The sequence below is a fragment of the Streptomyces sp. NPDC001544 genome, from assembly GCF_042894285.1.
Classification (GTDB): domain Bacteria; phylum Actinomycetota; class Actinomycetes; order Streptomycetales; family Streptomycetaceae; genus Streptomyces.
The window spans coordinates 126,724-152,133 of the sequence record NZ_JBIAVN010000015.1 but is presented as its reverse complement, the minus strand read 5'-3'; the positions used below and the strand labels follow the sequence as shown (position 1 = coordinate 152,133).

Below are 25,410 nucleotides of genomic sequence, written 5' to 3'. Positions count from 1 at the left end.
GCCATGCGGGTGCTGGCCACCGCCGGACACGTCGACCACGGCAAGTCGGCGCTGGTGAGGGCGCTGACCGGGATGGAACCCGACCGGTTCGAGGAGGAGCGGCGCCGCGGACTGACCCTGGACCTCGGCTTCGTCTGGACCCGGCTCCCGCCGGACGGTGAGCATCTCGCCTTCGTCGACGTGCCGGGCCACGAGCGGTTCGTCGCGACCATGCTGGCCGGGGTGGGGCCCGTGCCCGCGGTCCTGTTCGTGGTGGCCGCGGACCAGGGCTGGCAGCAGCAGTCCGAGGAGCACCTGGCGATCCTGGACGCGCTCGGCGTGCGGCACGCCGTGCTCGCGGTGACCCGCAGCGACCTGGCGGACCCGGAGCCGGTGCGCGCCGAAGCCGCCGAGCGCATGGCGGCGACCTCTCTCGGCAAGGTGCCGTCGGTCGCGGTGAGCGCGGTGACCGGCACCGGTCTGGACGACCTGCGTGCCGAACTGGCCCGGCTGGCCGGGGCGTTGCCCGTGCCGTCGGCCGACGCGGACGTGCGGCTGTGGCTGGACCGGTCCTTCACCGTCCGGGGCCACGGAACCGTCGTGACGGGGACCCTCGGTGCGGGCACGCTCCGGGTCGGTGACCGCCTCGTCACGGGGGACGGCCCCACCGAACTGAGGGTGCGGGGCCTGCAGTGCCTGCACGAGAGGCGGACCGAGGTCAGCGGTGTGGCGCGGGTGGCCGTCAACGTGCACGGCGGCCCCTCGGACGGCGGGCTCGGGCGCGGACAGGTGCTGCTGGCCCCCGGCCGCTGGCTGACCACCGGCCTGGTGGACGCCCGGATCGTGGGCGAGCCGGTCGAGGACCTGCCCCGGACGGTCACCCTGCACATCGGCACCGCCGGGGTCCCGGTGACGGTCCGCCCGCTCGGGCCGGACACCGCCCGGCTCACCCTGGCCCGCCCCCTGCCCCTGCGGGTGGGTGACCGGGCGGTACTGCGCGAACCGGGCGGCAGCCGCACCCCCTGCGGGGTGACCGTGCTGGACGTACGGCCGCCACGGCTGACCCGGCGTGGGGCGGGACGCGCCCGGGCGGCGCAGCTCGCGACCATGACCGGCAGCCCGGACGGCGCGGCGGAGCTGCGCAGACGCCGGCTGGTACGCCGCTCGGAGCTGCTCGCCATGGGCGTCCCGCCCCCCGTCGTTTCCGTGGCCGGGGACTGGCTGGCCGACGAGGCCCACTGGACGGCGCTGCGGGAGCGCCTGGTCGCGGAGGTGGACCGGCACGCCAGGGACCACCCCCTGGAACCGGGACTGCCCACCGAGGCCGCCCGCCACCTGCTGGGCCTGCCCGACCGGGCCCTGGTCGACGCCCTCGCCGGCGGCCCCGGCGAGCCACGGCTGACCAGCCGCCAGGGACGCCTGTACGGACCCGCCAGCACCCGTCCGGCGCTGCCACCGCCGATCGCGGCGGCCGTCGACGCCGTACGCCGGGACCTGGCCGGCGCGCCCTTCCGCGCCCCCGAGGCGGACCGGCTGACGCGGCTGGGGCTGACCCGCAAGGCGCTGGCCGCCGCCGTCTCGGCGGGCGCGCTGCTGAAGGTCGCCGACGGCGTGGTGCTGCTCCCCGGCGCGGACGACCAGGCCGTGGCCGTGCTGCGCGGGCTTCCCCAGCCGTTCACCTTGAGCGAGGCCCGCCGGGCACTCGACACCACGCGCCGGGTGGCCGTGCCGCTGCTGGAGTTCCTGGACGCCCATGGCCGCACCGAGCGCGTGGACGACCGGCACCGGCGCTGCCGGGGCGCTCCGGGGAGCGGAGGCGGACGGGAATCGAACCCGCCTGCCCGAGATCCTCGGGCACCTCGGTTTTGAAGACCGGGAGGGCCACCAGGCACCCACACGCCTCCACCGACCGCCAGGCTAGTTCCCCAGGAGACCGGTATGACACCGACCCGCCAAGCAGCCGTCCGGCTCACGCAGTTCGCCCACGGCGGCGGCTGTGCCTGCAAGATCCCGCCCGGAGAGCTGGAAGCGGTCGTCAGCGGTCTGACGGCACCGTCGCTCACCGGGGTGGACAGCCCGCTGCTGGTCGGGCTCGCCACCGGTGACGACGCGGCCGTCGTCGCGCTCCCGGGGCAGGAGAACACGGCCGTGGTGTCCACCGCCGACTTCTTCACGCCGGTCGTCGACGACCCCTACGACTGGGGGCGCATCGCCGCCGCCAACGCCCTGTCGGACGTCTACGCGATGGGGGGCCGGCCACTCCTCGCCGTCAACCTGCTGGCCTGGCCCCGCGACCGGCTGCCCTTCGAACTGGCCCGCGAGGTGCTGCGTGGCGGACTGGACGTGGCCGCGGAGGCGGGCTGTCACGTCGGCGGAGGGCACAGCGTCGACGACCCGGAGCCCAAGTACGGCATGGCCGTCACGGGTCTCGCCGACCCGGCTCGGCTGCTGCGCAACGACACCGGCCGGCCCGGTCTGCCGCTGTCCCTGACCAAACCCCTCGGCCTGGGAGTGCTGAACAACCGTCACAAGGCCACCGGGGAGCGGTTCGAGCAGGCGATCGCCACGATGACGGCCCTGAACCGGGACGCCTCCGTCGCCGCCCTGGCGGCCGGGGCGGACTGTGCCACCGACGTCACCGGTTTCGGGTTCCTCGGGCACCTGCACAAGCTGGCCCGGGCCTCCGAGGTGACCGCCGTGATCGACACGGCCGCCGTGCCGTACCTGGAGGGCGCCCGGGAGGCAGTACGCGACGGGTACGTCAGCGGCGGCACCCGGCGCAACCTGGAGTGGGTCGCGCCGTTCACCGACTTCGGGGAGACGGACGCCGACACCCGGCTGCTGCTGGCCGACGCCCAGACCTCGGGCGGGCTGCTGGTGGCCGGGGAGGTGCCCGGAGCACCGGTGGTCGGGGAGCTGGTGCCGCGCGGCACCCACTCGATCGTGCTGAGGTGATCACGGCTCCCTGCCGGTGTGCTCGTCGATGCCCGCCCGCGCCCGGTAGACCCGCACCAGCTCCACGGCCGCAGGGCCCCGGGGCCGGCGCCCCGGCCTGATGTCCACGGCGAACGCCTTCGTCTCCTGGATGTGGGTGTTCGGGTCCAGGGACAGGTGCACCAGTTCGTTGGCCGCGTCGCCGGTGCTGTAGCCGTTCGGCCCCCAGTGGTAGGGCAGCCCGACCTGGTGCAGGGTGCGCCCCTGCACGGTCAGCGGCTGGATGCGGTTGGTGACCAGCACCCGCGCCTCGATGACGGCACGGGCGCTGACGATCATCGCCCAGCCGGTGTGCTCCAGGCCGCGTTCCGCGGCGAGTTCCGGCGACACCTCGCAGAAGAACTCCGGCTGGAGTTCGGCCAGATAGGGCTGCCAGCGGGACATGCCGCCCGCCGTGTGGTGCTCGGTGAGCCGGTAGGTCGTGGCGACGTACGGGAACACCTCCGAACCCGGCTCGTCGGCACTGGGCTGGTAGCGGTTGTCCACGTGCGGCGGCAGCAAGTGCCGCACCGGGTTGCGCTGCCGGCCGTACAGCAGGTTGGGGAACGGCGAGTCCTGCGGCTCGTAGTGCGTCGGCAGCGGACCGTCGGTCAGCCCGGACGGTGCGTACAGCCAGGCCTTGCCGTCGGCCTGCATGATGAACGGATCCGTGCCGGACAGCGCCTCGGGGCCCTCCGCGTCCGGTGGCGGCCGGTGGCCGGGGGACTTGTCCTTCTTGAAGTCGGGGACGTCGTGGCCGGTCCACTGCCCCTGCTCCGCGTCCCACCACACCAGTGCCTTGCGCTCGCTCCAGGGTTTGCCGTCCGGGTCGGCCGAGGCCCGGTTGTACAGGATGCGCCGGTTGGCCGGCCAGGCCCAGGCCCACTGGGCCGCGACCCAGTCCTGCTCCTGGCCCGGCTTGCGGCGGGCGGCCTGGTTGACGCCGTCGGCGTACACCCCGCAGTAGATCCAGCAGCCGCAGGCGGTGGAGCCGTCGGGGCGCAGCTGCTCGTACGACGAGAGCGGGGCACCGTGGGCGTCGCGGCCGTTGATCTCGGCGAGGACGGCCTCCGCGTCCGGTTCGGCCTGGGAGCCCCTGGTGGGGTAGTCCCAGGCCAGGTCGAGCACCGGCCGGTCCATCGGATCGGTGGACCCGGCGAGCTTCTCCCGGATGATCCGTCCGAGGTGGTAGGTGAACCACAGGTCGCTGCGCGCCTCGCCGGACGGCTCGACCGCCTGGTGGTGCCACTGCAGCAGCCGCTGGGTGTTGGTGAAGCTGCCGTCCTTCTCGGTGTGCGCGGCGGCCGGCAGGAAGAACACCTCGGTGCGGATGTCCTCGGTGCGCATCTCACCCGTCTCGATCTCCGGGCCGTCCTTCCACCAGGTGGCCGACTCGATGAGGGAGAAGTCCCGTACGACGAGCCAGTCCAGGTTGGCCATGCCCAGCCGCTGCAGCTTGGAGTTGGCCGAGCCGACGGCCGGGTTCTCACCCATGAGGAAGTAGCCCTTGCAGATGCCCTCCAGCTGGGCCATGACGGTCTCGTAGGTCGAGTGGGAGCCCGTCAGGCGCGGCAGGTAGTCGAAGCAGAAGTCGTTGTCCGCGGTCGCGGCGTCACCCCAGTACGCCTTGAGCAGGCTCACCAGGTAGGAGCGCATGTTGCCCCAGTAACCCTTGGGCGCCGCGTCCGCCCGTACGAAGGACTCCAGGTCCTGGTTCTGCTGGGCGTGCGGCATCGGGATGTAGCCGGGGAGCAGGTTGAACAGGGTGGGGATGTCCGTGGACCCCTGGATGGAGGCGTGCCCGCGCAGCGCGAGGATGCCGCCGCCCGGCCGGCCGATGTTGCCGAGCAGGCTCTGCAGGACGGAGGCCGCGCGGATGTACTGGACGCCCACCGTGTGCTGGGTCCAGCCGACCGCGTAGACGAAGGCCGTCGTCCGGTCCCGGCCGGAGTTCTCCGTGACGAGCTCGCACACCTGGCGGAAGAGGTCCTGTGGCACCCCGCACACCTGCTCGACCATCTCCGGTGTGTAGCGGGAGTAGTGCCGCTTGAGCACCTGGAAGACGCAGCGGGGGTGGGTCAGTGTCTCGTCGCGCTCGGGTTCGCCCCCACCGAGGGTGGCACCGCCGGAGCCGTGCGCCTCGCCGTGCGCGGCCTCGCTCACCGAGCTGCCGCCGCGGGTGCGTTCCTCGTAGTGCCGGTCGCGCTGGCCCGCGGCGGCCGCCACCTCCAGGCCCTCGTACTGCCAGCTGCTGTTGTCGTAGCTGCGGGTGTCGGTGTCGAGGCCGGAGAAGACCCCGTCGAGGTCCTCGGTGTCGCGGAAGTCCTCCCGCAGGATCACCGGCGCGTTGGTGTAGGCCACGACGTAGTCACGGAAGTACTTGCCGTGGTCCAGGACGTACTTGATGATCCCGCCGAGGAAGGCGATGTCCGAGCCGGCGCGCAGCGGCACGTGCAGGTCGGACAGCGCGCTGGTCCGGGTGAACCGCGGGTCGACGTGGAGCACCTTCGCACCGCGGGCCTTGGCCTCCACCACCCACTGGAACCCGACCGGGTGGCACTCGGCCGCGTTCGAGCCCTGGATGATGATGCAGTCGGAGTTCTGCAGGTCCTGTTGGAATGTGGTCGCGCCGCCGCGTCCGAACGAGGTTCCCAGACTGGGAACGGTGGCGGAGTGTCAAATACGGGCCTGGTTCTCGATCTGGATCGCCCCGAGCGCCGTGAACAACTTCTTGAGCAGGTAGTTCTCCTCGTTGTCCAGCGTCGCCCCGCCCAGGCTGGCGATGCCGAGGGTGCGCCGCGTGCGGGTCTCGTCGACCTCCCACTGCCAGCCGTCCCGGCGTGCCGCGATCACCCGGTCGGCGATCATGTCCATCGCCGTGCCGAGGTCGAGATGCTCCCACTCGGTGCCGTGCGGGCGCCGGTGGAGCACCTGGTACTCGCGGGCGTCACCGGTGGTGAGCTGGAGGCTCGCCGAGCCCTTCGGGCACAGCCGCCCGCGCGAGATGGGGGAGTCGGGGTCGCCCTCGATCTGGGTGACCCGCCCGTCCTGGACGTAGACGTTCTGGGCGCAGCCCACCGCACAGTACGGGCACACCGACTTCACCACGCGGTCGGCGGAAGCCACCCGGGGGGTGAGGCGCGCACTGGTCCCGCTCTTGGCGGCGGCCCCCCGGCCCAGCGGGTCGGTGCCCGTGAGCTGGCGGTAGACCGGCCAGGAGTCGATCCATGTGCGTACGCCCATGCCTCCCGCCCTTCCGGTGCCGGTGCCGGTGCCGCGGCCGACGGCACCGCTTCCCCTGAAGGCATTGTCCCGCGGCGGGGCCGACCCGGCATCCGCTGCCAGGTACCCCGCGGACGACCACCGAAACGGCACTCGTCAGCCGAGGTACGGCCGGGTGCCCGCCGGTGCCCGCGCGGGGCTGCGGTCGACGTGTCGGTTCCCGCGCGGGGCATCGTCCCGGGGCGGGGCCGGTCTGCGGCTTCCGCTCGGGTGCTGCGGGGATCGTCGGTCGGCGTGGGTGCGCCGTCCGGGCGTGCCGCGGTTCGGTTGTGTTCCGGGTGCTGCGTGGTGGTGGCCCCGGCGTGGTGACGCCGGTGGGTGAAGCCGGGGTGCGGCTTCCGCTGCCGGGTGCTCCGGCGGCCGTCAGTCGGCGGGGGCCGCCAGCCGCTCCCGCTGGGGCACGACCGTGTACTTGGGGTCCTGCGCGGAGACGACCCCGGCGTGGAAGACGCCGAACCGCAGCGCGGCGGAACCCGTGAGCAGGGCCGCTCCGGCCGCCGCCGCCAGTCGCCGGTCCCGGTACCGTCCCGCGCAGGCCGCCAGCGCGGCGCCGCTCACCGTCAGCAGCTCCGCCGTGCGCAGCAGCGCGTGCGCCCGGCCCTTCTCGTAGGGCTCGGCGACCAGACCCATGCGCCGCTTCATCGCCCGGAAGGCGCCCAGTTCCAGCGCGGCCCCGAGGAGCGCCATGCGGCGCGCGGGCCCCGTCTGGGCCGTCGGGACGCCCAGCAGGGCCAGCCCGGCCGCCGCGCTCGCACCGGACCCCGCGAAGACGAACGGCAGCTCCCGGAAGCCCTCGTGCCAGGACGGCACGGCGGTGTCCGCGATCAGCACGGCGGTGTACGTGACGACCGCCGGACCGAGGACGGCGGACGCCGCCGTGGCCGCGGAGCCGACGAGCCGGTAGCGGCCCGCGACATCGGTGGCCGCCGCCACCGCAGTGAGCGGCGCGTACCCGCTCAGCAGCCACGACCCCACGCTCATCGGCGACGTGGGCTTGAAGACGCGCAGCATGTTCAGGAACCGGGTGGGCCGCCCCAGGTCGTGGACGAGCGCGCCCAGCGAGAGCGTGATCGAGCCGGCCGCACCCAGCTTCGCCGCCCGGGCCAGCGCCGGCCGTCCGGTGGCCTGCGCCCCGGCGGCGAGCAGCGAGGAGGATCCCGCGAGCCCGCCGAGATAGAGGTACCCGGCGATGTCGAGGGGCTTCCACGTCGGCTTGTTCAGGATCGGCTGCCCGTAGTACGACGAGAACACCGCGTCCGGCACCATGGGCTGCTCGCCGCGCCTCCGGCGGCGCCGACGGCCCGCCGGCTGAGCACCCGTCACGGCCTCCCGCCCCGGCCGCGCCTCCTCCACACCGTCGCGGGTGACGTCGGAGCCGGTCATCGCGGCCTCCTGGCGAAGCTGACGGCGGCCAGCGCCGCGAGCGAGACGGCGGCTGCCGCGGCGTGCCGCCACATGGCGGGCAGATCCCGCGTGGTGACGACCGGGTCGGGCGGCAGACCGTAGACCTCCGGCTCGTCCAGCAGCAGGAAGAACGCCCCGTCGCCGCCGACCCCGTCCTCGGGACTCTCGCCGTACAGCCGGGCGTCCGTCACCCCGGCCGCGTGCAACTGCGCCACCCGGGCCGCCGCCCTCTCCCGCAGTTCCTCCAGCGGCCCGAACTGGATGGAGTCGGTCGGGCACGCCTTGGCACAGGCCGGTTCCATGCCGACACCGAGCCGGTCGTAGCACAGGGTGCACTTCCACGCGCGTCCGTCGCCCTTGCGCTGGTCGATGACACCGTACGGGCAGGCCGGTACGCAGTACCCGCAGCCGTTGCAGATGTCCTCCTGGACGACCACCGTGCCGAACTCGGTCCGGAACAGCGAACCGGTGGGACACACGTCGAGGCAGGCCGCGTGCGTGCAGTGCTTGCAGACGTCGGACGACATCAGCCAGCGCAGCTCGGTACGCCCGTCGGGAGCCACCGGGGCGATCGTCCCGGCCGGTGCGCCCGGATCACGCGCCGCCTCGAAGACGTCGACGTCCTCGTGGCCCGCCCCGGGCGGCGGACCGGCCGGCGGCCTGCGCTGCTCGATGAACGCCACATGCCGCCACGTGTCAGCGCCGAGGCCCTGGGTGTTGTCGTACGACATGCCCGTCAGCTCCAGGCCGTCCTCGGGCACGGCGTTCCACTCCTTGCAGGCCACCTCGCACGCCTTGCAGCCGATGCAGACGGAGGTGTCCGTGAAGAACCCCATGCGCGGCGGGGCGTCGGGGTATCCGGCGGCGCGGGCCACGTCCGGCTGCGGACCGTACCACTGGTTGTCCTGGTCCATGCGCAGCCTCCTCGCTCGCGGCCCGTGCACGGCGAAGTGCCGCCCCGCACCCGGAGCGCTCTCTTCCGAGCCTGCCACGGGTGCCCGCGCGCCGCTCGCCCGAAACGGCACCGGGAGCCGGACCGGGCCGGCTCACCGCCCCGGCGCGTGCGTGGGCTCCGCGCGGCAGTGGATCCCGTACCGGTCGAGGGCCAGCTTCACCTCGGTGCGGATCGGTTCGGGCAGGGTGCCCCCCTGCCCGAACTCCAGGATGTGATCGGCGACGGTGCGCAGTTTCGTGTTCGTGCGCTGCGACACGTCCCTGAGGACGCGCCAGCCCTCCTCCGGCGCGATCCGGCCCACGGCCACCACCACGCCGATCGCCTGGTCGATGACGGCGTGCGAGGTGACGGCCCGCTTGAGCTGCGCGCTCTCTCGCTCCAGCCGCTCGTGCTCCATGGCGAGGTCGGACGACGACATCAATTCAAGGGGACGATTCCTGGAAATGGAGAAGAACGCCATGATGTCCCCCTTCTGCAGTGCGGCCGATCGCCATTCCTGCTGCCCCTGAACTGCGCTTTGACGCGAGCGCACGCATGTGCGCTATGTCTCGCCCGGCACGCCCGTCTGGTGTACTGGGTGGGCGGCCGGGGGAGCGGCACGTGCCGGGCGGTGCGGGAAGAGGGCGGGTACGGGGGGCCATGAGCGGTGCGGGCATGCCCGGGGGACCGGACGCGGGACCGCGGCCGATCGGACGCGACGCGCAGATCGCGGTGATCGAGTCGGTCCTCGCGGACATCGCCGTCACCGGCACCTGGGTCGCGCTGCGAGGCGACCCCGGCATGGGCAGGACGGCTCTGCTGAACGTGGCCGGGACCCTCGCCCGCGGCGCCGGACTGCGCGTGCTGCGGATGACCGGCGCCCAGGCGGAGTCGGGCCTGCCGTTCGCCGCCCTGCACCAGGTGCTCTGGCCGCTGCTGGACGACACCGCGGCCCTGCCGGAGGACCGGCGGCACGCGCTGGAGAGCGCGTTGGGCGTACGGGACGGAACGCCGCCCGCGGCCGTCACGGTCGGGGAGGCCGCACACACGCTGCTCGTCCGCGCCGCCGCGCGCCTGCCCGTCGTCGTACTCCTGGACGACCTGCAGTGGGCCGACCCGTCCAGCGTCGCCGTGTTCGAGCACCTTCGGCGGCACCTGGCCCCGCTGCCCGTCGTCGTCATCGCCGCGACGCGGCCCGCCGGGGTCGCGCCCCGGCAGGGCGGTGGCGGCACCGGTGACCTGCCGGGCCGGGTGATCGACCTTGGGCCCCTGGACGACCGGCAGGCCGAGCGGCTGCTGCGGACCCTGCACCCGGGCCTGCCCGAGGAGACGCGCCGCCGGGTCCTGGCCGCGGCCGCCGGGAACCCGCTCGCGCTGCACGAACTGCCCGCGCAGTTGCGCCGGGCGGCCGGGGCCCGCCCCACCGGTCCCGGAACCTGGACGGCCGGGATCGCCGAGCTGTTCGACGAACTGCCCCTGGGCGAACGTCTGGGCCGCCTCTACGAGGACCGGCTGCGCGCCCTGCCGGACGGGGCCCGGCAGCTGCTGCTGGTGGCGGCCCTGGGAGGATCGCTCGCGGACCCTGCCGGGCAGCCGTCATGGCCGCAGCTCCAGGAGACGATCGAGGCCTCCGGGCTGGCGCACGCCGACCCGGAGACGGGCCGTCCGGTGTTCCGCCATCCACTGGTGCGCGCCTGCCTGCTGCACAGCGCCGCACCGGCGGAGCGGCGCGCGGCGCACCGCCTGCTCGCCGACTCCCTGCCCGCCGGCAGCCCGCGGCGGCTCACCCACCTGGCGGCCGCCACCGTCGGCACCGACGGCGCACTGGCCGCGCTGCTGCACGCGGAGGCCGACGGCATGGCCGCGCTGGGCACACACGCCGAGGCGGCGGCCATGATGGCGCGGGCGGCCGGCGTGAGCCCGGACCCGGCGGGCCGGGCCGCGCGCCTGGTCGCCGCGGCCGCCATGGCCGCGCGCGGCGGACGGCCGCGCGCGGCGGCGGGCCTGCTCACCGCAGCCGAGTCCGAGGCCCACCCGGGACGTCCCGAGCCCGCCGCCCTGCACGCGTTCGCCGTCGCCTGCACCCGCCTCCAGCTGGACGGCGACCCGGCACCCGCCATCGAGGTGCTGCCCGGTGCCCTGGACCTGCCGGCCGCGCCCGCAGCGGGTGAACCGCACAGCGCGCTGCGCGCATCGATGCTGCTCCTGCTCGTCCTCGTCGCCGTCCACACCGGCGACGAGCGGGCATGGGCCGCCGCCGAGCACCACGCGGCGGACACCTCCGGGCCGGCGGCGCTGTGCCTGCGGGCCTGGTCCGGGCCGTGCCGCACCTCGGACGACGTACCCGACCGGCTGCGCGCGGCGGTCGCCGCCCTGCCCGGCGACCGGCAGACCCCCGAGGCCCGGCTCCTGCTGTGGACGGTCGCCGCCCTGGACGCCGTCGGCGAGCACCGCGCGCTGTGGAACCGCCTCGCACGCCGGCCCGCGTACGCCTGCGAGGCCTTCGCCGACGTCCTCCGCGCGCACGACGACTTCCTGCACGGCCGCTGGGAGGCCTCCCTCACCGTCTCCCGCCGGGGCGCCGAGACCTCCGCCGCCCACGGCCGCACCTTCGACGAGATGCTGTTCCTGCAGAACGTCGCCCAGGTGCTCGCCGCCCGCGGGGACCGCGCCGGGCTCGCCGCGCTGGAACCCACCCTGGGCACCTGGGCGCGGGAGCGGGGCATCCGTTCCGTCACCGAACGACTGCGTGCCCTGCAGGTGCTGTGCGCGCTCGGCCACGGCCGGGCCGAGGACGCCTGGCGGTACGCGCGACGTCTCGCCCCGCCCGGGACCGTCCCCTCCCGCACCCCCTGGTTCCACCTGTCGCTCGTCGACTGGGTACAGGCCGCCGTCGACAGCGGACGACCGGCGCAGGCCCGGCGCCACCTGCGGGCGGTCCGGGAGTCGGCACTCGCCCGTGTCTCGGAGCACCACGGCTTCCTGGTGGCCGTGGCGGAGGCCCTCGCCGCCACCGACGACGAGGCGGACAGGATGTTCGCGGCCGTGTACGCCCACCCGGGCGCCGGAAGCCGGCCCTTTCCGCTCGCCCGGGCCCGCCTCGCCCACGGCCGCCTGCTGCACCGGCGGGGCCGGGGCGAACCCGCCGCTGACCACCTCCGCGCCGCACTGGCCGCCTTCACCCGGCTCGGAGCCGCGCCCTGGGCCGAGCAGGCCGCCCGCGCGCTCGGCGCGGCGGAGACGGACCGCCCGGCACCCGGTGAGGCGGGCGAACCCCATCCGTTGCTGTCCGCGCAGGAACTGCGGATCGCGGAACTGGCGGCCGAGGGACTGACCAACCGTCAGATCGGTGAACGGCTCGGGCTGTCGCCGCGGACCATCGGCGCCCACCTCTACAAGATCTTCCCCAAGCTGGGCATCACGACCCGCGGCGGAGTGGCCCGGGCCCTGGCCGGACCCCGGAACCGGCCCAGCCCCCCGGCAGGGCCCGCGCCAGGGCGGCCCGTGAGGTGATCCCCAGTTTCGGGAAGATGCGGTAGAGGTGCGCCCCGACCGTCCGCGGGGACAGCCGCAGCTCGGCGGCGACCTCCTTGTTCGTCAGCCCCGTGGCGACGAGACGGGCGATGCGCAGCTCCTGCGCCGTGAGCGGGCCGGAGCCGGCCGCGCCGGCCTCCTCGATGGGGCCGAGGGATCCGAGTTCGGCCCGGCACTGGTTCTCCCAGGGAACGGCGTCCAGTTCGCGGAAGGTGCGGCAGGCGGCCCGCAACCGGTCCTCCGCCTCGGCGCGCCGCCCCCGGCGGCGCAGCCAGGAGCCGTGCGCGAGCCGCAGCCGGGCCAGGTCGAACGCCCACCGGCCGGCGCCCGGCACGGCGTAGGCGGCCGCGTACGCCGCGTCCGCCGCGGCGTCCTGAGCCGTCAGCGCGGTCGCCGCGGCCAGCAGGAACGCGTGGTGCGCCGAGACGGCGTCCATCCGGGCCGCCCGCCCCGCCGCGACGTGCGCCACCGCCTCCGCCCGCCGTCCGCACCGCAGACTCGCCGTCACGAAGTCGAAGAACGGCAGATGGAACCAGGACAGGCCGCGCGGCAGCTCGCCCGGGGCCATCAGACGGCGCAGCCGGTCGTACGCCTCCTCGTGCCGGCCGTGGGCCAGGGCGACGAGGGCGGCGAGGTGGTCCAGGTGGTCCAGGACGAACCGCATCCCCGCCCGGGACGCCGCCGGTTCGATCCGCGCCCGCACCTCCGCCAGACCGTGCTCGTCACCGCGGCCCGCCAGGAAGTACGCGTAGTAGTGCCGGAAGAGCAGGGCGTTGGTGCGGTAGCCCAGTTCCTCCGCGGTCTCGGCCTCACGCAGACAGTCCTGCGCCGTCTCCCACCGGCCCCGCAGGAACGCCTGATGACACCTCGCCTTCGCCAGGGACCCCTGGGTGGCGTAGGCGTGCTCCCCGGCGAAGAGCCGCCACAGGTCCGCGTCGGCGCCGTCGACCGCGGTGGCCGTCCACAGCAGCAGCCAGGCACGGCCCGTCTCCCGACGGGCCGTCATCCGCGCCACCAGCGCGTGCAGCTCCGCCTCCGCCCCGTGCGCCGTGCGCGGCGGATCCGCCCAGGCGCGCAGGCACAGCCGGGCCGCGGGGGAGACGTGCTCGCGGTACCGTTCCAGCGTCTCCCAGCCCTTCGGATCGCCCGTGTAGACGGACGCCAGCAGCAACTTGAAGACCATCTGCTCCACGAGGTCACCGAAGCCGGGGTCCCCGAGGCCGGGGCCACCGGGGGCGGTCAGGGCGGCCAGGGCCCGGGGCAGCAGCGAGAACGAGGAGGCGAAGTCGACGTGGTGGCTCTGGTCGACGTACACCACCGCGTAGGCGAACAGCGGGGCGACGTCCTCCGGTACCGGTCCGCGGCGCAGCTCCCGCACCAGTCGCGCGGCGTACGCCAGCCGCCCGCCCCGCGCGGACATCACCGCCGCCCGGGTCAGCCGCCGCGCCCGGTTCGCCGGGTCGGCGCTCAGGGCCGCGGCGCGGTCCAGCAGCAGCGCGCCCTCCGCGTCACCGCCGCGCAGCGCGATGCGCGACCCGGCCTCCTGCAGCCGGGCGGCGAGCCGTTCGTCCGGTTCGTTCGCGGCCGACGCCTCGTGCAGCAGCCGGCGCGGATCGTCGTCGGCGAGCCGCTCGGCCAGGGCCCGGTGGGCGCTCCGGCGTTCCGCCTCCGAGGCGGCGTCGATCACCGCGCTGCGCACCAGCGGATGCCGGAATACCAGCCGCCCCGTCCGGTCCAGCCGGGCCAGCCCGCTGCCCTCCACGTGGCCGAGCGTCCGCTCCGCACCGCCTCGGCCGCCGGACATGGGCGCCCGGACGCCTCCGCTGCCGTCCAGCGCCGTGAGCAGCAGCAGCCGCGCCGCGTCGGCGGGCAGCGAACGCAGCCGTCGCACGTAGAGCGCCTCCAGCCGCTGCCCGAGCGACAGGCGCTCCGGGAGTGGGACGACGCCCCTGCGGTGCTCGCCGGCCAGCTGGCCGGGCAGTTCCACCAGGGCCAGGGGGTTGCCGGCCGCCTCGTCCATCACCCGCTCCGCCGCGGCCGCCGTCAGCCCCGGATGCCGGCGCCGCAGCAGGACGCCCGACTCCACGCGTGACAGCGCCTCGACGTCCACCGGGTGGGCGGGCCAGCCCTCCAGGGCGGAGCGGTCCGGGCGGCCGGCGCAGACCATGACCGCGCGCAGGCCGGTGATCCGCTGGTGCAGGAAGAGCAGGACGGCGGCGCTCGACGAGTCCGCCCAGTGCAGGTCGTCCACGAGGACGAGCACCGGGCGGCGGTCCGCCTCCTGAGCGAGCAGGGCCAGCGCCGACGCCCCGACCATGAAACCGCCGGAGGGCAGCCCCTCCCGCAGGCCCAGGGCCTGCTCCAGCGCGTGCCGTTGCGGCCGCGGCAGTACCCTCGGTCCCTCCAGCAGCGGCCGCAGCACCTGGTGGAGGACGCCGAAGGCGATGCCGGCCTCCGCCTCGCAGGCCCCCGCCCGCAGCACCGTGAAGCCCTGCTCCGCGGCCCGCGCGGCCGTCCAGTCCAGCAGCGTGGTCTTCCCGATCCCGGCGTCCCCCCGCAGCACGGTCGCCGAGCCGCCCGTCCCGGCCCGCGCGCCGTCCAGGGCCCGGGCCAGGACCGCCCGTTCACGCCGCCGGCCGACGAGGGACGTGTCGCCGCCGCCCTGTCCCACGATCGGTCCCACGGTCGCCCCTCCTCCCTTCCCCCGCGCCATCGTGGCACCGCCGCGTTGCCCGAGCGTGCACGGCTCTTGCCTGTGCCCGCAGGGATGACGGGACACCTCCTCGCGGACACCGGGACCGCCGCAGGCTCGGCCTCGTACGAACGCGCCGACCAGGGGATCCGTATGAGCCTGCCACCCGTTTCCGCCCACAGCCTCGGCTTCCTGCAGGTGTCCACGGTGCGGGGCGCCGCGCGGACATACGTCCACGATCCGGGCGCCGTCGCCGATCCGTCGCTCCTGCTGGGCCTGCAGGCCTCCGGCGCGGCGGACCTCGTCCGCCGGGGGACCACCGCGCCCTGCCGGCCCGGCGACCTGTTCCTCGGCGCCGCGGCGGAGCCCTTCGCACTGCGTGCGCCCGGCGACTTCACGCTGCACCTGGTGCGGATACCGCGGTACGCCCTCACGCTCAGCGACGCACAGGCCGGTGACCTGAGCGGCCGGGAGCCGTTCGCCGGGGGTTCGGTGGCACCGCTGCTGGCGTCCCTGGTGCGGTCGGTCGCCGGGGCGGCGCAGTCGTACTCCGCGCGGACGGCCCTCCATCTGGCCGGTTCCGTCGCCGAGCTGGTCGCGCTGCTGGCCGTCGAGGACGCCGAGACCGCGGCGCGGGAGCGCGGGGAGGACCGCGAGAACCTGATCCGGGAGGTGCGCGCCCATGTGGACGCGCGCCTGTGGGACCGGGAACTGACACCGGGGACCCTCGCCGCGGCCCAGCATGTCTCGATCCGCTACCTGCACAAGCTCTTCGAGGACCACGGCAGCACGGTGGGCCGCTGGATCCAGCACCGCCGTCTGGAGGAGGCACGGCGCGAACTGGCCCGGCCCGGGCGGAGCGACACCACGGTCTCCGCGGTCGCCCGCCGCTGGGGTTTCGCCAGCGCCACCCACTTCAGCCGCAGCTTCCGCGCCGCGTACGGCGTCTCACCCAGCGACTGGCGCGAGGCCCGGATCCGCCCGGTCCGGGGCGCCGGGGAGGCGGACGGTGGGTGACCCCGGGGGGTGTGTCAGGCCGTACCTGCGGACGTTCGCCCGGCCTCGGCGCGGCGGCCCTGCGCAGCGGCCGGGGTGTCCGCCAGGCGGAGCCACTGCTGGGGCGCGTGGCCGTGGACGGCCTTGAAGGCCCGGCTGAAGTGCGCCGCGCTGCCGAAGCCCCAGCGGGCGGCCACCACGGAGACGGACGGGCTCACCCGGCCCCGCCGGGCCAGCTCCCGGGCGCACTCCTCGACCCGGCGCCGCTGGATCAGCCGCCCCACGGTGATGCCCTCGCCCTGGAAGAGGCGGTGCAGATAGCGGACGGAGATGAGGTGCGCCGCGGCGATGCGGTCCGCGGACAGCTCGGGGTCCCCCAGATTCCGGTCGATGTACTGGCGGACCGCGGTGACCAGCCGGTCGCGTCCCGTCTCCGCCGGCTCGTCCGCGTCGGCCGTGAGCTCGTCGACCAAGGCGGCCACCCACTCCGTGACGATCCCCCCGAGCCGCTCGCCCACCGCGGGAGGGATCCGGGAGGCCGACTTCTCCAGATGCGGCAGGACGACCGCGAGCAGCGCGGCCACGTCCGACGCCGTGAGGACGCGGGCGGTCACGGAACGCAGACGCGCCACCGGCAGGTGCAGGGCGTGCACCGGCAGGCGGAAGAAGACCACCCGCGCCCCGTCCCGCTGCTCGACCGAGAAGGCCCGGCGCAGATCCAGCAGGGCCGGCTGCCCGCCCTCCAGGCAGGCCCCCCGCCCGTCCTGCGCCAGCCGGACCGTCCCGTGCACGGGAACCACCAGGGCGATCGCGTCCCCGGCGTCCCGTGCGATCGAACCCGCACCACGGCTCAGGCGCAGCGGCCCGGCCTCCCAGGCGAGCATCCGTACGTACCCGAGGTGATGCGCCGTCACACGGCCGCGCGCGGGCCCGTCCCGCAGGGTGTGCTCGACGACCGGCGCGAGCCAGCGCGAGACGGTGGCCGCCACCTCGCGGGACGCCTCGGCACCCGGCGCCGTGGCCGTCTCGGATCGAGCGCTCACAGGGGCTCCCTTCAGCCGTCCAGGATCGCGGTGCGCGGGGCGCGAGGGGGGACGGTCACCCTGTCCACGGCCCGTGGAAGCGATTCTTCGACGGCGGGAAGGGGATGCGGTAGGTCATATGACTGCACATTCCTGTCCGGCCACCCGAACTGTGCACGCAGCGACACGGGTGAGTACGGTGGCCCCGCCCGTTTCCCGCGAAGCGCCCCCTAGGTTGGTCAACCGTGCCGGCGCAAGCCGCTTCGAACGGCCCATGGTTCGCCCCCCCAGGCAGGAGTTCCCGTGGAAGAAGACGTTCCGGCCGTCCGGGCGACGCCGGTCCTCGAGAGACGGGCGCGGGCCTTCGTCGCGGAGTACGCCTGTCCGACGCCGGTGACCACGGACATGGCGGTCTCGCGGGCCCGCATGGCGGCGCTGTGGAACGGCGGCGGTCGGGACGAGTCCGACACGGAGGAGGAGTGGCTGGCCCTGCCGGGCGGCGACGGCACCCGCATCCGGGTGCGGATCCTGCGCCCGGCCGGCGCCGACGAGCCGCTTCCCGTGGTCCTGTACCTGCACGGCCTGGGATGGATGCTCACCGACGCCTACGCGCACCGGAAACTGGTCGCGGACCTCGTGCTGGGCGCGGACGCCGCGGTGGTCGTCCCCGAGTACGACGTGCCGGAGGACGCCCGCCACCCGGGCGCCGTCGAGCGGGCGTACACCGTCGCCAGGTGGATAGCCCGGCACGGCGGAGAATGCCGGCTGGACGGGTCCCGGATGGCCGTCGTGGGCGTGAGCGCCGGCGCCCAGCACGCGGCCGCCCTCACCCTCCTGGCACGGGAGCGCGGCGCCCCCGGCCTGCGCCACCAGGTACTGGTCTGCCCGGTGACCGACGCGGCCATGGACACCCCGTCCTACCGGCAGTTCGCCGAAGGGTACTTCCTGGGCCGTGCCGCCATGTCCGGCTACTGGCAGCAGTACGCGCCGGACCCGCTGACCCGCACGCACGACACGGTCTCCCCGCTGCGCGCGGCCGTCCACCGGCTGCGGGGGGTGCCGCCGGCGCTCGTCCTCACCGCCGAGGCCGATGTGCTGCGCGACGAGGGCGAGGCGTATGCTGCGCGGCTGAGGGAGGCGGACGTCCCCGTCGTGTCCGTCCGCTACCACGGCACGATCCACGGGTTCGTCCTGTTCGACCTGCTGCGCGGCACCCTCGAGTCCAGGGCGGCCCGCATCCAGGTGACGGACACGCTGCACGCCGCCCTGCACGCGGGCTGAACCCGCCGCGACGGCGCCTTTTCCAGCCGTTCCCCGACGAGCGGCCCGCGCGTGCCGCCCCCCGCCTTCACATTCCGGCCCGGTTCCGACTCGGTTCCGACTCGGTTCCGCCCTGGTTCCGTTCCGGGTCAGTCCCGGGAAAATCTTTCCCAGTACCCCGCTTCCCCCTGTCCATGCCTGCCCATCGGCCAGGAACTTTCCGCAAGCGGGAACATGGCCGGAAGCTTTGTCGCAGGTCGTACCCGTGGGTTAGCCTGCGGCGTATTTTCACTCCGCGGACACATCCGTGAACTGCGGAAACGCGCGCACGATCGGCCGGGCCGCACAGGCTTCCCGGCACGGTTCCGAGTCTCTTACCTGGGGCTCTTGGGGACGGAACGAGGGGACGCATGGCCGGCAAGGCGACCGAGGTGACCGAGGCGGTCCCGGGTGACCAGGAACTGAGACGACTTCTCGCGGGTCTGACGGCTGTCCGGGACGGCGACTTCGGGACGCGACTGCCCGACGACTCCGACGGGCTCATGGGCGACATCGCCACCGTGTTCAACGGCATGGTCGACCAGTTGTCCGTGTTCACCTCCGAAGTGACCCGGGTGGCCCGGGAGGTGGGCACCGAGGGCACGCTCGGCGGCCAGGCGGAGGTGCCCGGCGTGTCCGGCACCTGGGCCGACCTGACGGACTCCGTGAACGCCATGGCGGGCAACCTCACCACCCAGGTGCGGGACATCGCACAGGTGGCGACGGCCGTCGCCAAGGGAGACCTGTCCCAGAAGATCGACGTACCGGCGCGCGGCGAGATCCTCCAGCTGAAGGAGACCGTCAACACGATGGTCGACCAGCTGTCGGCGTTCGCGGACGAGGTCACCCGCGTCGCCCGCGAGGTCGGCACCGAGGGCCGCCTCGGCGGCCAGGCCCAGGTGCCCGGGGTCGCCGGTGTCTGGCGCGACCTGACCGACTCGGTGAACTTCATGGCGGGCAACCTGACCAACCAGGTCCGCAACATCGCCCAGGTGACCACCGCGGTCGCCAAGGGCGACCTCTCGCAGAAGATCACCGTCGACGCGCGGGGCGAGATCCTGGAGCTGAAGAACACCATCAACACGATGGTCGACCAGCTGTCCGCGTTCGGCGACGAGGTCACCCGGGTGGCCCGCGAGGTGGGCACCGAGGGGCGCCTGGGCGGCCAGGCCGATGTCAAGGGCGTCAAGGGAACCTGGCGCGACCTGACCGACTCGGTGAACTTCATGGCCTCCAACCTGACCGGCCAGGTGCGCTCCATCGCCCAGGTCGCGACCGCCGTGGCCAAGGGCGACCTCTCGCAGAAGATCACCGTCGACGCGCGGGGCGAGATCCTGGAGCTGAAGAACACCATCAACACGATGGTCGACCAGCTGTCCGCGTTCGCCGACGAGGTGACACGCGTCGCCCGCGAGGTCGGCACGGCCGGCAACCTCGGCGGTCAGGCGATCGTGCGAGGGGTGTCCGGCACCTGGAAGGACCTCACCGACAACGTCAACGTGATGGCCTCCAACCTGACCGGCCAGGTGCGCTCCATCGCCCAGGTCGCGACCGCCGTGGCCAAGGGCGACCTTTCGCAGAAGATCACCGTCGAGGCGAAGGGCGAGGTCGCGGCGCTCGCCGACGTCATCAACACGATGGTCGACACGCTCTCCGCGTTCGCCGACGAGGTCACCCGTGTCGCCCGTGAGGTGGGCACCGAGGGCCGCCTGGGCGGCCAGGCCCATGTGCCGAACGTGGCCGGCACCTGGAAGGACCTCACCGACAACGTCAACTCCATGGCCAACAACCTCACCGGCCAGGTCCGCAACATCGCTCTGGTGACGACCGCCGTGGCCAAGGGCGACCTGTCGAAGAAGATCGACGTCGACGCGCGCGGCGAGATCCTGGAGTTGAAGACCACCATCAACACGATGGTCGACCAGCTCTCGGCCTTCGCCGACGAGGTCACCCGTGTGGCCCGCGAGGTCGGCACCGAGGGCCGCCTCGGCGGCCAGGCCGAGGTGGAGGGCGTCTCCGGCACCTGGAAGCGCCTCACCGAGAACGTCAACGAGCTGGCCGGCAACCTGACCCGGCAGGTCCGCGCCATCGCCGAGGTGGCGAGCGCCGTGGCCGAGGGCGACCTCACCCGGTCCATCACGGTGGACGCCTCCGGCGAGGTGGCCGAGCTCAAGGACAACATCAACTCGATGGTGGAGTCCCTGCGCGAGACCACCCGCGCCAACCAGGAACAGGACTGGCTCAAGACCAACCTCGCGCGGATCTCCGGCCTGATGCAGGGCCACCGCGACCTGCCCGTGGTCGCCGAGCTCATCATGGACGAGCTGGTGCCCCTGGTGTCCGCCCAGTACGGCGCGTTCTACCTCGCCGACGACGGGGACCGCGGACCCGAGCTGCGGCTCGTCGGTTCCTACGGCCGCCCCGAGGAGGACCCGCGTCCCACCCGGATCCCCTTCGGCCGCTCCCTGGTCGGCCAGGCGGCCCGCAGCCGCCGCACCATCGCCGTCGACGACCTGCCGGCCGGTTACGTCACCATCTCCTCCGGTCTCGGACAGGTCGAGCCGAGCGCGCTGATGCTGCTCCCCATCGTCTTCGAGGACCAGGTGCTCGGCGTCATCGAGCTGGCCTCCGTCACCCCCTTCGCCAAGATCCAGCGCGACTTCCTGGAAATGCTGATGGAGACCATCGGCGTCAACGTCAACACGATCGTCGCCAACGCCCGAACCGACGAGCTGCTGGGCGAGTCGCAGCGTCTGACGTCCGAACTCCAGGCACGCTCGGCCGAGCTGCAGGCCCGGCAGGAGGAGCTCCAGAGCTCCAACGCCGAACTCGAGGAGAAGGCCTCGCTGCTGGCCGAGCAGAACCGGGACATCGAGGCGAAGAACCTGCAGATCGAACAGGCACGGCAGGAACTGGAAGCCCGCGCGCAGCAGTTGTCGCTGGCCTCCAAGTACAAGTCCGAGTTCCTCGCGAACATGAGCCACGAGCTGCGCACTCCGCTCAACAGCCTGCTCATCCTCGCCCAGCTGCTCGCCCAGAACCCGTCCCGCAACCTCACCCCCAAGCAGGTCGAGTACGCGGGGATCATCCACTCCGCGGGCTCCGACCTGCTCCAGCTCATCAACGACATCCTCGACCTGTCCAAGGTCGAGGCGGGCAAGATGGACGTGACGCCGGAGCGCGTCCCGCTGCGCCAGCTCATCGAGTACGTCGAGGCCACCTTCCGGCCGATGACGTCGCAGAAGAGCCTCGACTTCACCATCACCACGGCGACCGGCGCACCCGCCGACCTGCTCACCGACGACTCCCGGCTGCGCCAGATCCTGCGCAACCTGCTCTCCAACGCGGTGAAGTTCACCGAACACGGCGGTGTGGAACTGCGGATCGAACCGGCCCTGGACGACGAGGTGCCCAACGGGGTACTGCGCAGCGGCAGTGTCGTCGCCTTCCGGGTGAAGGACACCGGCATCGGCATCCCGGAACAGCACCTGGAGACCATCTTCGGCGCCTTCCAGCAGGCCGACGGCACCACGAGCCGCAAGTACGGCGGCACCGGCCTCGGCCTGTCCATCACCCGGGAGATCGCGCACCTGCTCGGCGGCGCCGTCACCGTGGACAGCACCCCCGGCAAGGGCAGCACGTTCACCCTGTACCTGCCCGTGGCCCGGCCGGACTTCGAGGAGCTGGCGCGTGGCGGCCGCCCGCCGCAGAAGGCGCTGGAAACACTCCCGGCCGAGGCGCTGGCCGACCCGGAGCCCAGGGAGGCCGCCATCCGGACCGGCACCGGACGGCGCCCGCGCCGGCTGCTGGTCGTCGAGGACCGCCCGCGCGGACTGCTGACCCTGGTCGCCGAGAGCGTGGTCAGGGACCTGGCACACGTCCGGGACGGTGACCCCTCGCACGCCCCCGTCGACATCATCACCGCCGTCGGCGCCCAGGAGGCGGCCGGCGCGCTGGCCGCCGAGCCGTGCCACTGCGTCGTCGTCGAACTCGGCGCCCCGGACGGCGAGTCGGCGCGCTTCCTGGACGCCGTGCAGGGCGACTCCGCGCTGGCGAGCGTCCCGGTCCTGGTGCACAGCGGCCACCGGGCCGGACCGGTCGGGGAGGCGGCCGGGCGCTCCGGGCCCGACGGCCGGTCGTTGGAGTACCTCTACAGCCTGGACGAGCTGCGCGAGCGCATCGCCCTGCACCTGTCGACCGAGGAGCCGGGGGAGGTGCTGACCCTGGTACGCCCCGAGGAGGCACAGGTGCCGCTGCTGGACACCAGCGACACCGCCGCGGGCCGTACCGTCCTCGTCGTCGACGACGACGCGCGCAACCTCTTCGCGCTCAGCGGGATCCTCGAACTCCAGGGGTTCCGGGTGCTGCACGCGGAGAACGGCCGCAAGGGCATCGAGACCCTGGTCAACAACCCGGACATCGCTCTGGTACTGATGGATGTGATGATGCCGGAGATGGATGGGTACACGGCCACGGCCGAGATCCGGAAGATGCCGCAGTACGCCGATCTGCCGATCATCGCCGTGACCGCCAAGGCGATGCCCGGCGACCGGGAGAAGAGCCTGGCCTCCGGCGCCAGTGACTACGTCACCAAGCCGGTGGACACCCAGGACCTCGTCGCGTGCGTCCGCCGCTGGCTCCCCGCATGAGCATGAGGAGGCCCGAGCCAGTCCCAGCCCCACCCCCGCGCCGCCACACCCCGGGGCCGTCCGCCAGCCGAGGAGCCCGCACACCGTGACCACGTACGACTCGACCCCCGAGCCGGCGAACGACAGGCCGCCCCCCGGGGCCGCCGCACCCGGGCCGTCCCATGACGCCGGGCAGGACGGCGACGCGCCGGAGAGCGCGGGGAACGAGGCCCCGCCGGGGGGAGCGGCCCCGGAGCCCGCCGACCCGTCCGCGGTCATCCCCACCCAGCCCGGACCGGAGACGGACCTGGCCGAGGCGCCGCAGACGTCGCCCGTGGGCAGGCTCGCCGCCACGGTGGAACGGCTGCGCCGCGAGGTGCAGGCGGCGCAGGCCGAGGCCGAGGGACGGGCGCTGATCGAGCTCGCCAAGGGCATCCTCGTCGAGCGACTCGGCTGCGGCCCGGCACAGGCCGCACGCCAGCTCGCCGAACTGACCGAGCAGGCCCGGGTGACGCCGCTGGAATTCGCCGTGGAGGTCATCAACCAGGCGGCCCGGGACCGCGTGTCCGAGGTGGCCGACGCCTTCCTCGCCGCGACCGCGCAGTCGCCGGAGCGGGCCGACGAGTCGGCCGCCGTGCGGCTGCGGGCCGCCGAGAGCGGCGCCCTGGCCGCCGGTGACACCCAGGCCGTGGCCGACTCCCTGCTGCAGCACGCGCTGCAGCCGCTCGGCGCGGTCGGCGTCGCCATCTGGGCGGCGGCCTCGGACGGTTCGCTGACCCTCGCGGGAAGCGCCGGTTTCCCGTCGGCCGAGGCGGCTCGCTGGCGCTACGTCCCGCCGGACGTGGCCACGGTGGCCCGGCGCGGCCTCACCGAGCGGTCGGTGCAGTGGCTGCCGTCGCTCTCCGAGTCCGGCCTGCCCACGATCGGCCGGCTCCTGTACCCGGACGGCGCGCGGGTCGCCGTACCGGCCGGGGTCGGCGGCCGCATCCACGGCGTGCTGGAGATCGCCTGGCCCAAGCCCGAGGAACCCCAGCCCCCGCAGGTCGTACGGCAGATGGAGGCGCTGGCGGAGCTGTGCGCGCACACCCTGGAGACGTACACGCTGCTGCACGGGACGGCGTACGAACCGCGGGTGGTGCCCGACGCGCTGGAGCTGAGCGACCTGGCGGACGGACTGCACGATCCGGCGCTGGTCCTGGTACCGCACCTCGACGACAGCGGACAGCTCGTCGACTTCCGCATCCAGCACGTCAACAACCGCTTCCTCGACCCCGCGGGCCGGCCCAGGGCGGTCATCAGCGGTGCCCTGCTGCTGGAGGCCTACCCGATGGCCGCCGGGGAGAGCGAGCTGTTCCAGAGCGTCGAGCGGGTCTACGCCACGGGCGAGCCGTTCCGAGCGCACCGGATGAACCTCACCGCGCTCGTCGACCAGGTACCGCTCGCGGCCGTCGCCGACATCAGCGTCAGCCGCCACGGCTCCAGCGTGCTGCTGATCTGGCGGATCGAGGACGAGACCGCCCGCCTCGCCAGCCTGCTCCAGCACGCCCAGCGCCTCGGCAGGATCGGCGGTTTCGAGGAGAACCTGCTGACCGGCGAGATCACCTGGAACGGCCAGCTGTTCAGCCTGTACGGCCGCCCGCCCACCAGCACCCCGGTCCCGTTGGAGGAGCTGCCCCTCCACGCCCACCCCGACGACGCCACCGGCATCAGGCGCTTCCTGCGCACCCTGATGCACCACCGGCGTCCGGCCTCCGCCGCCTTCCGCCTGCAACGGCCCGACGGGGTCACCCGGCACATCCGGGTCGTCGCGGAGCCGGTCCTGGACACCGACGGCCGGCTCTTCGTGGTGCGCGGCGCCTACCAGGACATCTCCGCCCAGCACTGGACCGAGGTCGCCCTCGCCGCCACCCGCGACCAGCTGGCCCACACCGAGCAGCAGGCCGACGAACGCAACCGGCTCGCCCTGCAGCTGCAGCACGCGATCATGCCCCCGACGCAGGCGCCGCTCGAGGTGCCCGACCTCCAGGTGGCCGTGCGCTACCGCCCCGCCGAGACGGAGCAACTGGTCGGCGGCGACTGGTACGACGCGGTCGTGCTGCCCTCCGGCCTGGTGCTGCTGTGCGTCGGGGACGTGGCCGGGCACGGCATCGAGGCGGCCACCAGCATGGTGGTGCTGCGCAACGCGCTGCGCGGCCTCGCGGTGACCGGCGCGGGGCCCGCACAGCTGCTGTCCTGGCTCAACATCGTGGCGCACCATCTCACGGGCGCCGTCACCGCGACCGCCGTCTGCGCGCTGTACGACGGGGAGAGCCGCACCCTGCGCTGGGCACGGGCCGGGCACCTGCCCCCGGTGCTCGTCCGGGACAGGGAGGCGAGCGCGCTGCCGGTCGTCCGGGGGCTGCTGCTCGGTGCCGTGCCCGAGGCGGTGTACGAGGAGACCGAGATGCAACTGGCGCCCGGCGACACCCTGCTGATGTACACCGACGGTCTGATCGAGCGCCGCGACCGGTCCGTGGAGGAGTCCCTGTCGCACCTGCTGGCCACCGCCCGGTCCGCGCCCCGCACTCTGGACCAGCAACTGGACCGGCTGCTCACCTACAGCAGGTCGGACACCGACGACGACACCTGCATCGTCGGTATCCGGGTGGCATGACACCGCCGGCCGGG

General features: G+C 74.0%; 12 protein-coding genes, 1 tRNA gene and 1 pseudogene. 7 read left to right on the top strand and 7 right to left on the bottom strand.

Translation table 11 applies throughout. The features are described from left to right. Positions 1 to 3 precede the first annotated feature (3 nt). A pseudogene (locus ACFY0F_RS30395) lies at positions 4 to 1,755 on the top strand (SelB C-terminal domain-containing protein); the annotation flags it as partial. Between the two features lie 35 nt (positions 1,756 to 1,790). Here the strand turns inward: ACFY0F_RS30395 and ACFY0F_RS30390 are convergent. Next, positions 1,791 to 1,883 (bottom strand) — tRNA-Sec (locus ACFY0F_RS30390). 34 nt (positions 1,884 to 1,917) lie between these two features. Here ACFY0F_RS30390 and selD point away from each other — a divergent pair. After that, positions 1,918 to 2,934 carry a selenide, water dikinase SelD gene (selD, locus tag ACFY0F_RS30385; protein ID WP_388801217.1) on the top strand — a complete coding sequence of 339 codons (1,017 nt, stop codon included), beginning with the start codon at positions 1,918 to 1,920 and terminating at the stop codon, positions 2,932 to 2,934. Here the strand turns inward: selD and fdh are convergent, their stop codons facing one another. The 4 genes from fdh to ACFY0F_RS30365 all read right to left on the bottom strand — a co-directional run bounded on the left by fdh (position 2,935) and on the right by ACFY0F_RS30365 (position 9,011). Continuing rightward, positions 2,935 to 6,195 carry a formate dehydrogenase gene (gene fdh / locus ACFY0F_RS30380; protein ID WP_388801214.1) on the bottom strand — a complete coding sequence of 1,087 codons (3,261 nt, stop codon included), beginning with the start codon at positions 6,193 to 6,195 and terminating at the stop codon, positions 2,935 to 2,937. 402 nt (positions 6,196 to 6,597) lie between these two features. Next, the gene (gene nrfD, locus ACFY0F_RS30375; RefSeq protein WP_388801211.1) at positions 6,598 to 7,617 is read right to left on the bottom strand and encodes an NrfD/PsrC family molybdoenzyme membrane anchor subunit; all 1,020 of its coding nucleotides are present in this window, start codon (positions 7,615 to 7,617) and stop codon (positions 6,598 to 6,600) included. Next, positions 7,614 to 8,552 (bottom strand): 4Fe-4S dicluster domain-containing protein, encoded by a 939-nt coding sequence (locus tag ACFY0F_RS30370; RefSeq protein ID WP_388801208.1) that lies wholly within the window; start codon positions 8,550 to 8,552, stop codon positions 7,614 to 7,616. The genes nrfD and ACFY0F_RS30370 overlap by 4 nt, the downstream gene beginning before the upstream one ends. 132 nt (positions 8,553 to 8,684) lie before the next feature. Beyond that, complete coding sequence (locus ACFY0F_RS30365) at positions 8,685 to 9,011, bottom strand: ANTAR domain-containing protein (RefSeq protein WP_388801205.1); 327 nt, start codon at positions 9,009 to 9,011, stop codon at positions 8,685 to 8,687. Between the two features lie 236 nt (positions 9,012 to 9,247). Between ACFY0F_RS30365 and ACFY0F_RS30360 the strand changes: the two genes are divergently transcribed. Next, positions 9,248 to 12,085, top strand: a complete 2,838-nt coding sequence (locus ACFY0F_RS30360) for an AAA family ATPase (RefSeq protein WP_388801201.1) — start codon at positions 9,248 to 9,250, stop codon at positions 12,083 to 12,085. On the opposite strand, the gene ACFY0F_RS30355 is transcribed toward ACFY0F_RS30360, so the two are convergent. Continuing rightward, a complete protein-coding gene (locus ACFY0F_RS30355) occupies positions 11,991 to 14,789 on the bottom strand; it encodes a BREX system ATP-binding domain-containing protein (RefSeq protein WP_388801198.1) in 2,799 nt (932 codons plus the stop codon). The two genes, ACFY0F_RS30360 and ACFY0F_RS30355, sit on opposite strands and share 95 nt — an antisense overlap. An 84-nt stretch (positions 14,790 to 14,873) precedes the next feature. Here ACFY0F_RS30355 and ACFY0F_RS30350 point away from each other — a divergent pair, with 84 nt between their 5' ends. Then, positions 14,874 to 15,815, top strand: coding sequence for a helix-turn-helix domain-containing protein (locus tag ACFY0F_RS30350; RefSeq protein ID WP_388801196.1), 942 nt, complete (start codon positions 14,874 to 14,876; stop codon positions 15,813 to 15,815). Positions 15,816 to 15,829: 14 nt separating this feature from the next. Here the strand turns inward: ACFY0F_RS30350 and ACFY0F_RS30345 are convergent, their stop codons facing one another. Then, entirely contained in the window at positions 15,830 to 16,837 is a 1,008-nt protein-coding gene (locus ACFY0F_RS30345; protein WP_388801193.1) for a helix-turn-helix domain-containing protein, read from the bottom strand. A 282-nt stretch (positions 16,838 to 17,119) separates the two neighbouring features. Here ACFY0F_RS30345 and ACFY0F_RS30340 point away from each other — a divergent pair, with 282 nt between their 5' ends. From ACFY0F_RS30340 to ACFY0F_RS30330, 3 genes are all read left to right on the top strand, one after another. Further along, positions 17,120 to 18,097 (top strand): alpha/beta hydrolase, encoded by a 978-nt coding sequence (locus ACFY0F_RS30340; protein ID WP_388801190.1) that lies wholly within the window; start codon positions 17,120 to 17,122, stop codon positions 18,095 to 18,097. 389 nt (positions 18,098 to 18,486) lie between these two features. Beyond that, the gene (locus tag ACFY0F_RS30335) at positions 18,487 to 22,764 is read left to right on the top strand and encodes a HAMP domain-containing protein (RefSeq protein WP_388801187.1); all 4,278 of its coding nucleotides are present in this window, start codon (positions 18,487 to 18,489) and stop codon (positions 22,762 to 22,764) included. A gap of 256 nt (positions 22,765 to 23,020) precedes the next feature. Beyond that, positions 23,021 to 25,396 carry a SpoIIE family protein phosphatase gene (locus tag ACFY0F_RS30330; RefSeq protein ID WP_388801373.1) on the top strand — a complete coding sequence of 792 codons (2,376 nt, stop codon included), beginning with the start codon at positions 23,021 to 23,023 and terminating at the stop codon, positions 25,394 to 25,396. Positions 25,397 to 25,410: the final 14 nt, after the last annotated feature.

Coding starts and splice junctions, on each gene's coding strand:
- selD (WP_388801217.1), top strand. CDS start 1,918: ATGACACCGACCCGCCAAGCAGCCGTCCGGCTCACGCAGTTCGCCCAC.
- nrfD (WP_388801211.1), bottom strand. CDS start 7,617: ATGACCGGCTCCGACGTCACCCGCGACGGTGTGGAGGAGGCGCGGCCG.
- ACFY0F_RS30370 (WP_388801208.1), bottom strand. CDS start 8,552: ATGGACCAGGACAACCAGTGGTACGGTCCGCAGCCGGACGTGGCCCGC.
- ACFY0F_RS30365 (WP_388801205.1), bottom strand. CDS start 9,011: ATGTCGTCGTCCGACCTCGCCATGGAGCACGAGCGGCTGGAGCGAGAG.
- ACFY0F_RS30360 (WP_388801201.1), top strand. CDS start 9,248: ATGCCCGGGGGACCGGACGCGGGACCGCGGCCGATCGGACGCGACGCG.
- ACFY0F_RS30350 (WP_388801196.1), top strand. CDS start 14,874: ATGACGGGACACCTCCTCGCGGACACCGGGACCGCCGCAGGCTCGGCC.
- ACFY0F_RS30335 (WP_388801187.1), top strand. CDS start 18,487: ATGGCCGGCAAGGCGACCGAGGTGACCGAGGCGGTCCCGGGTGACCAG.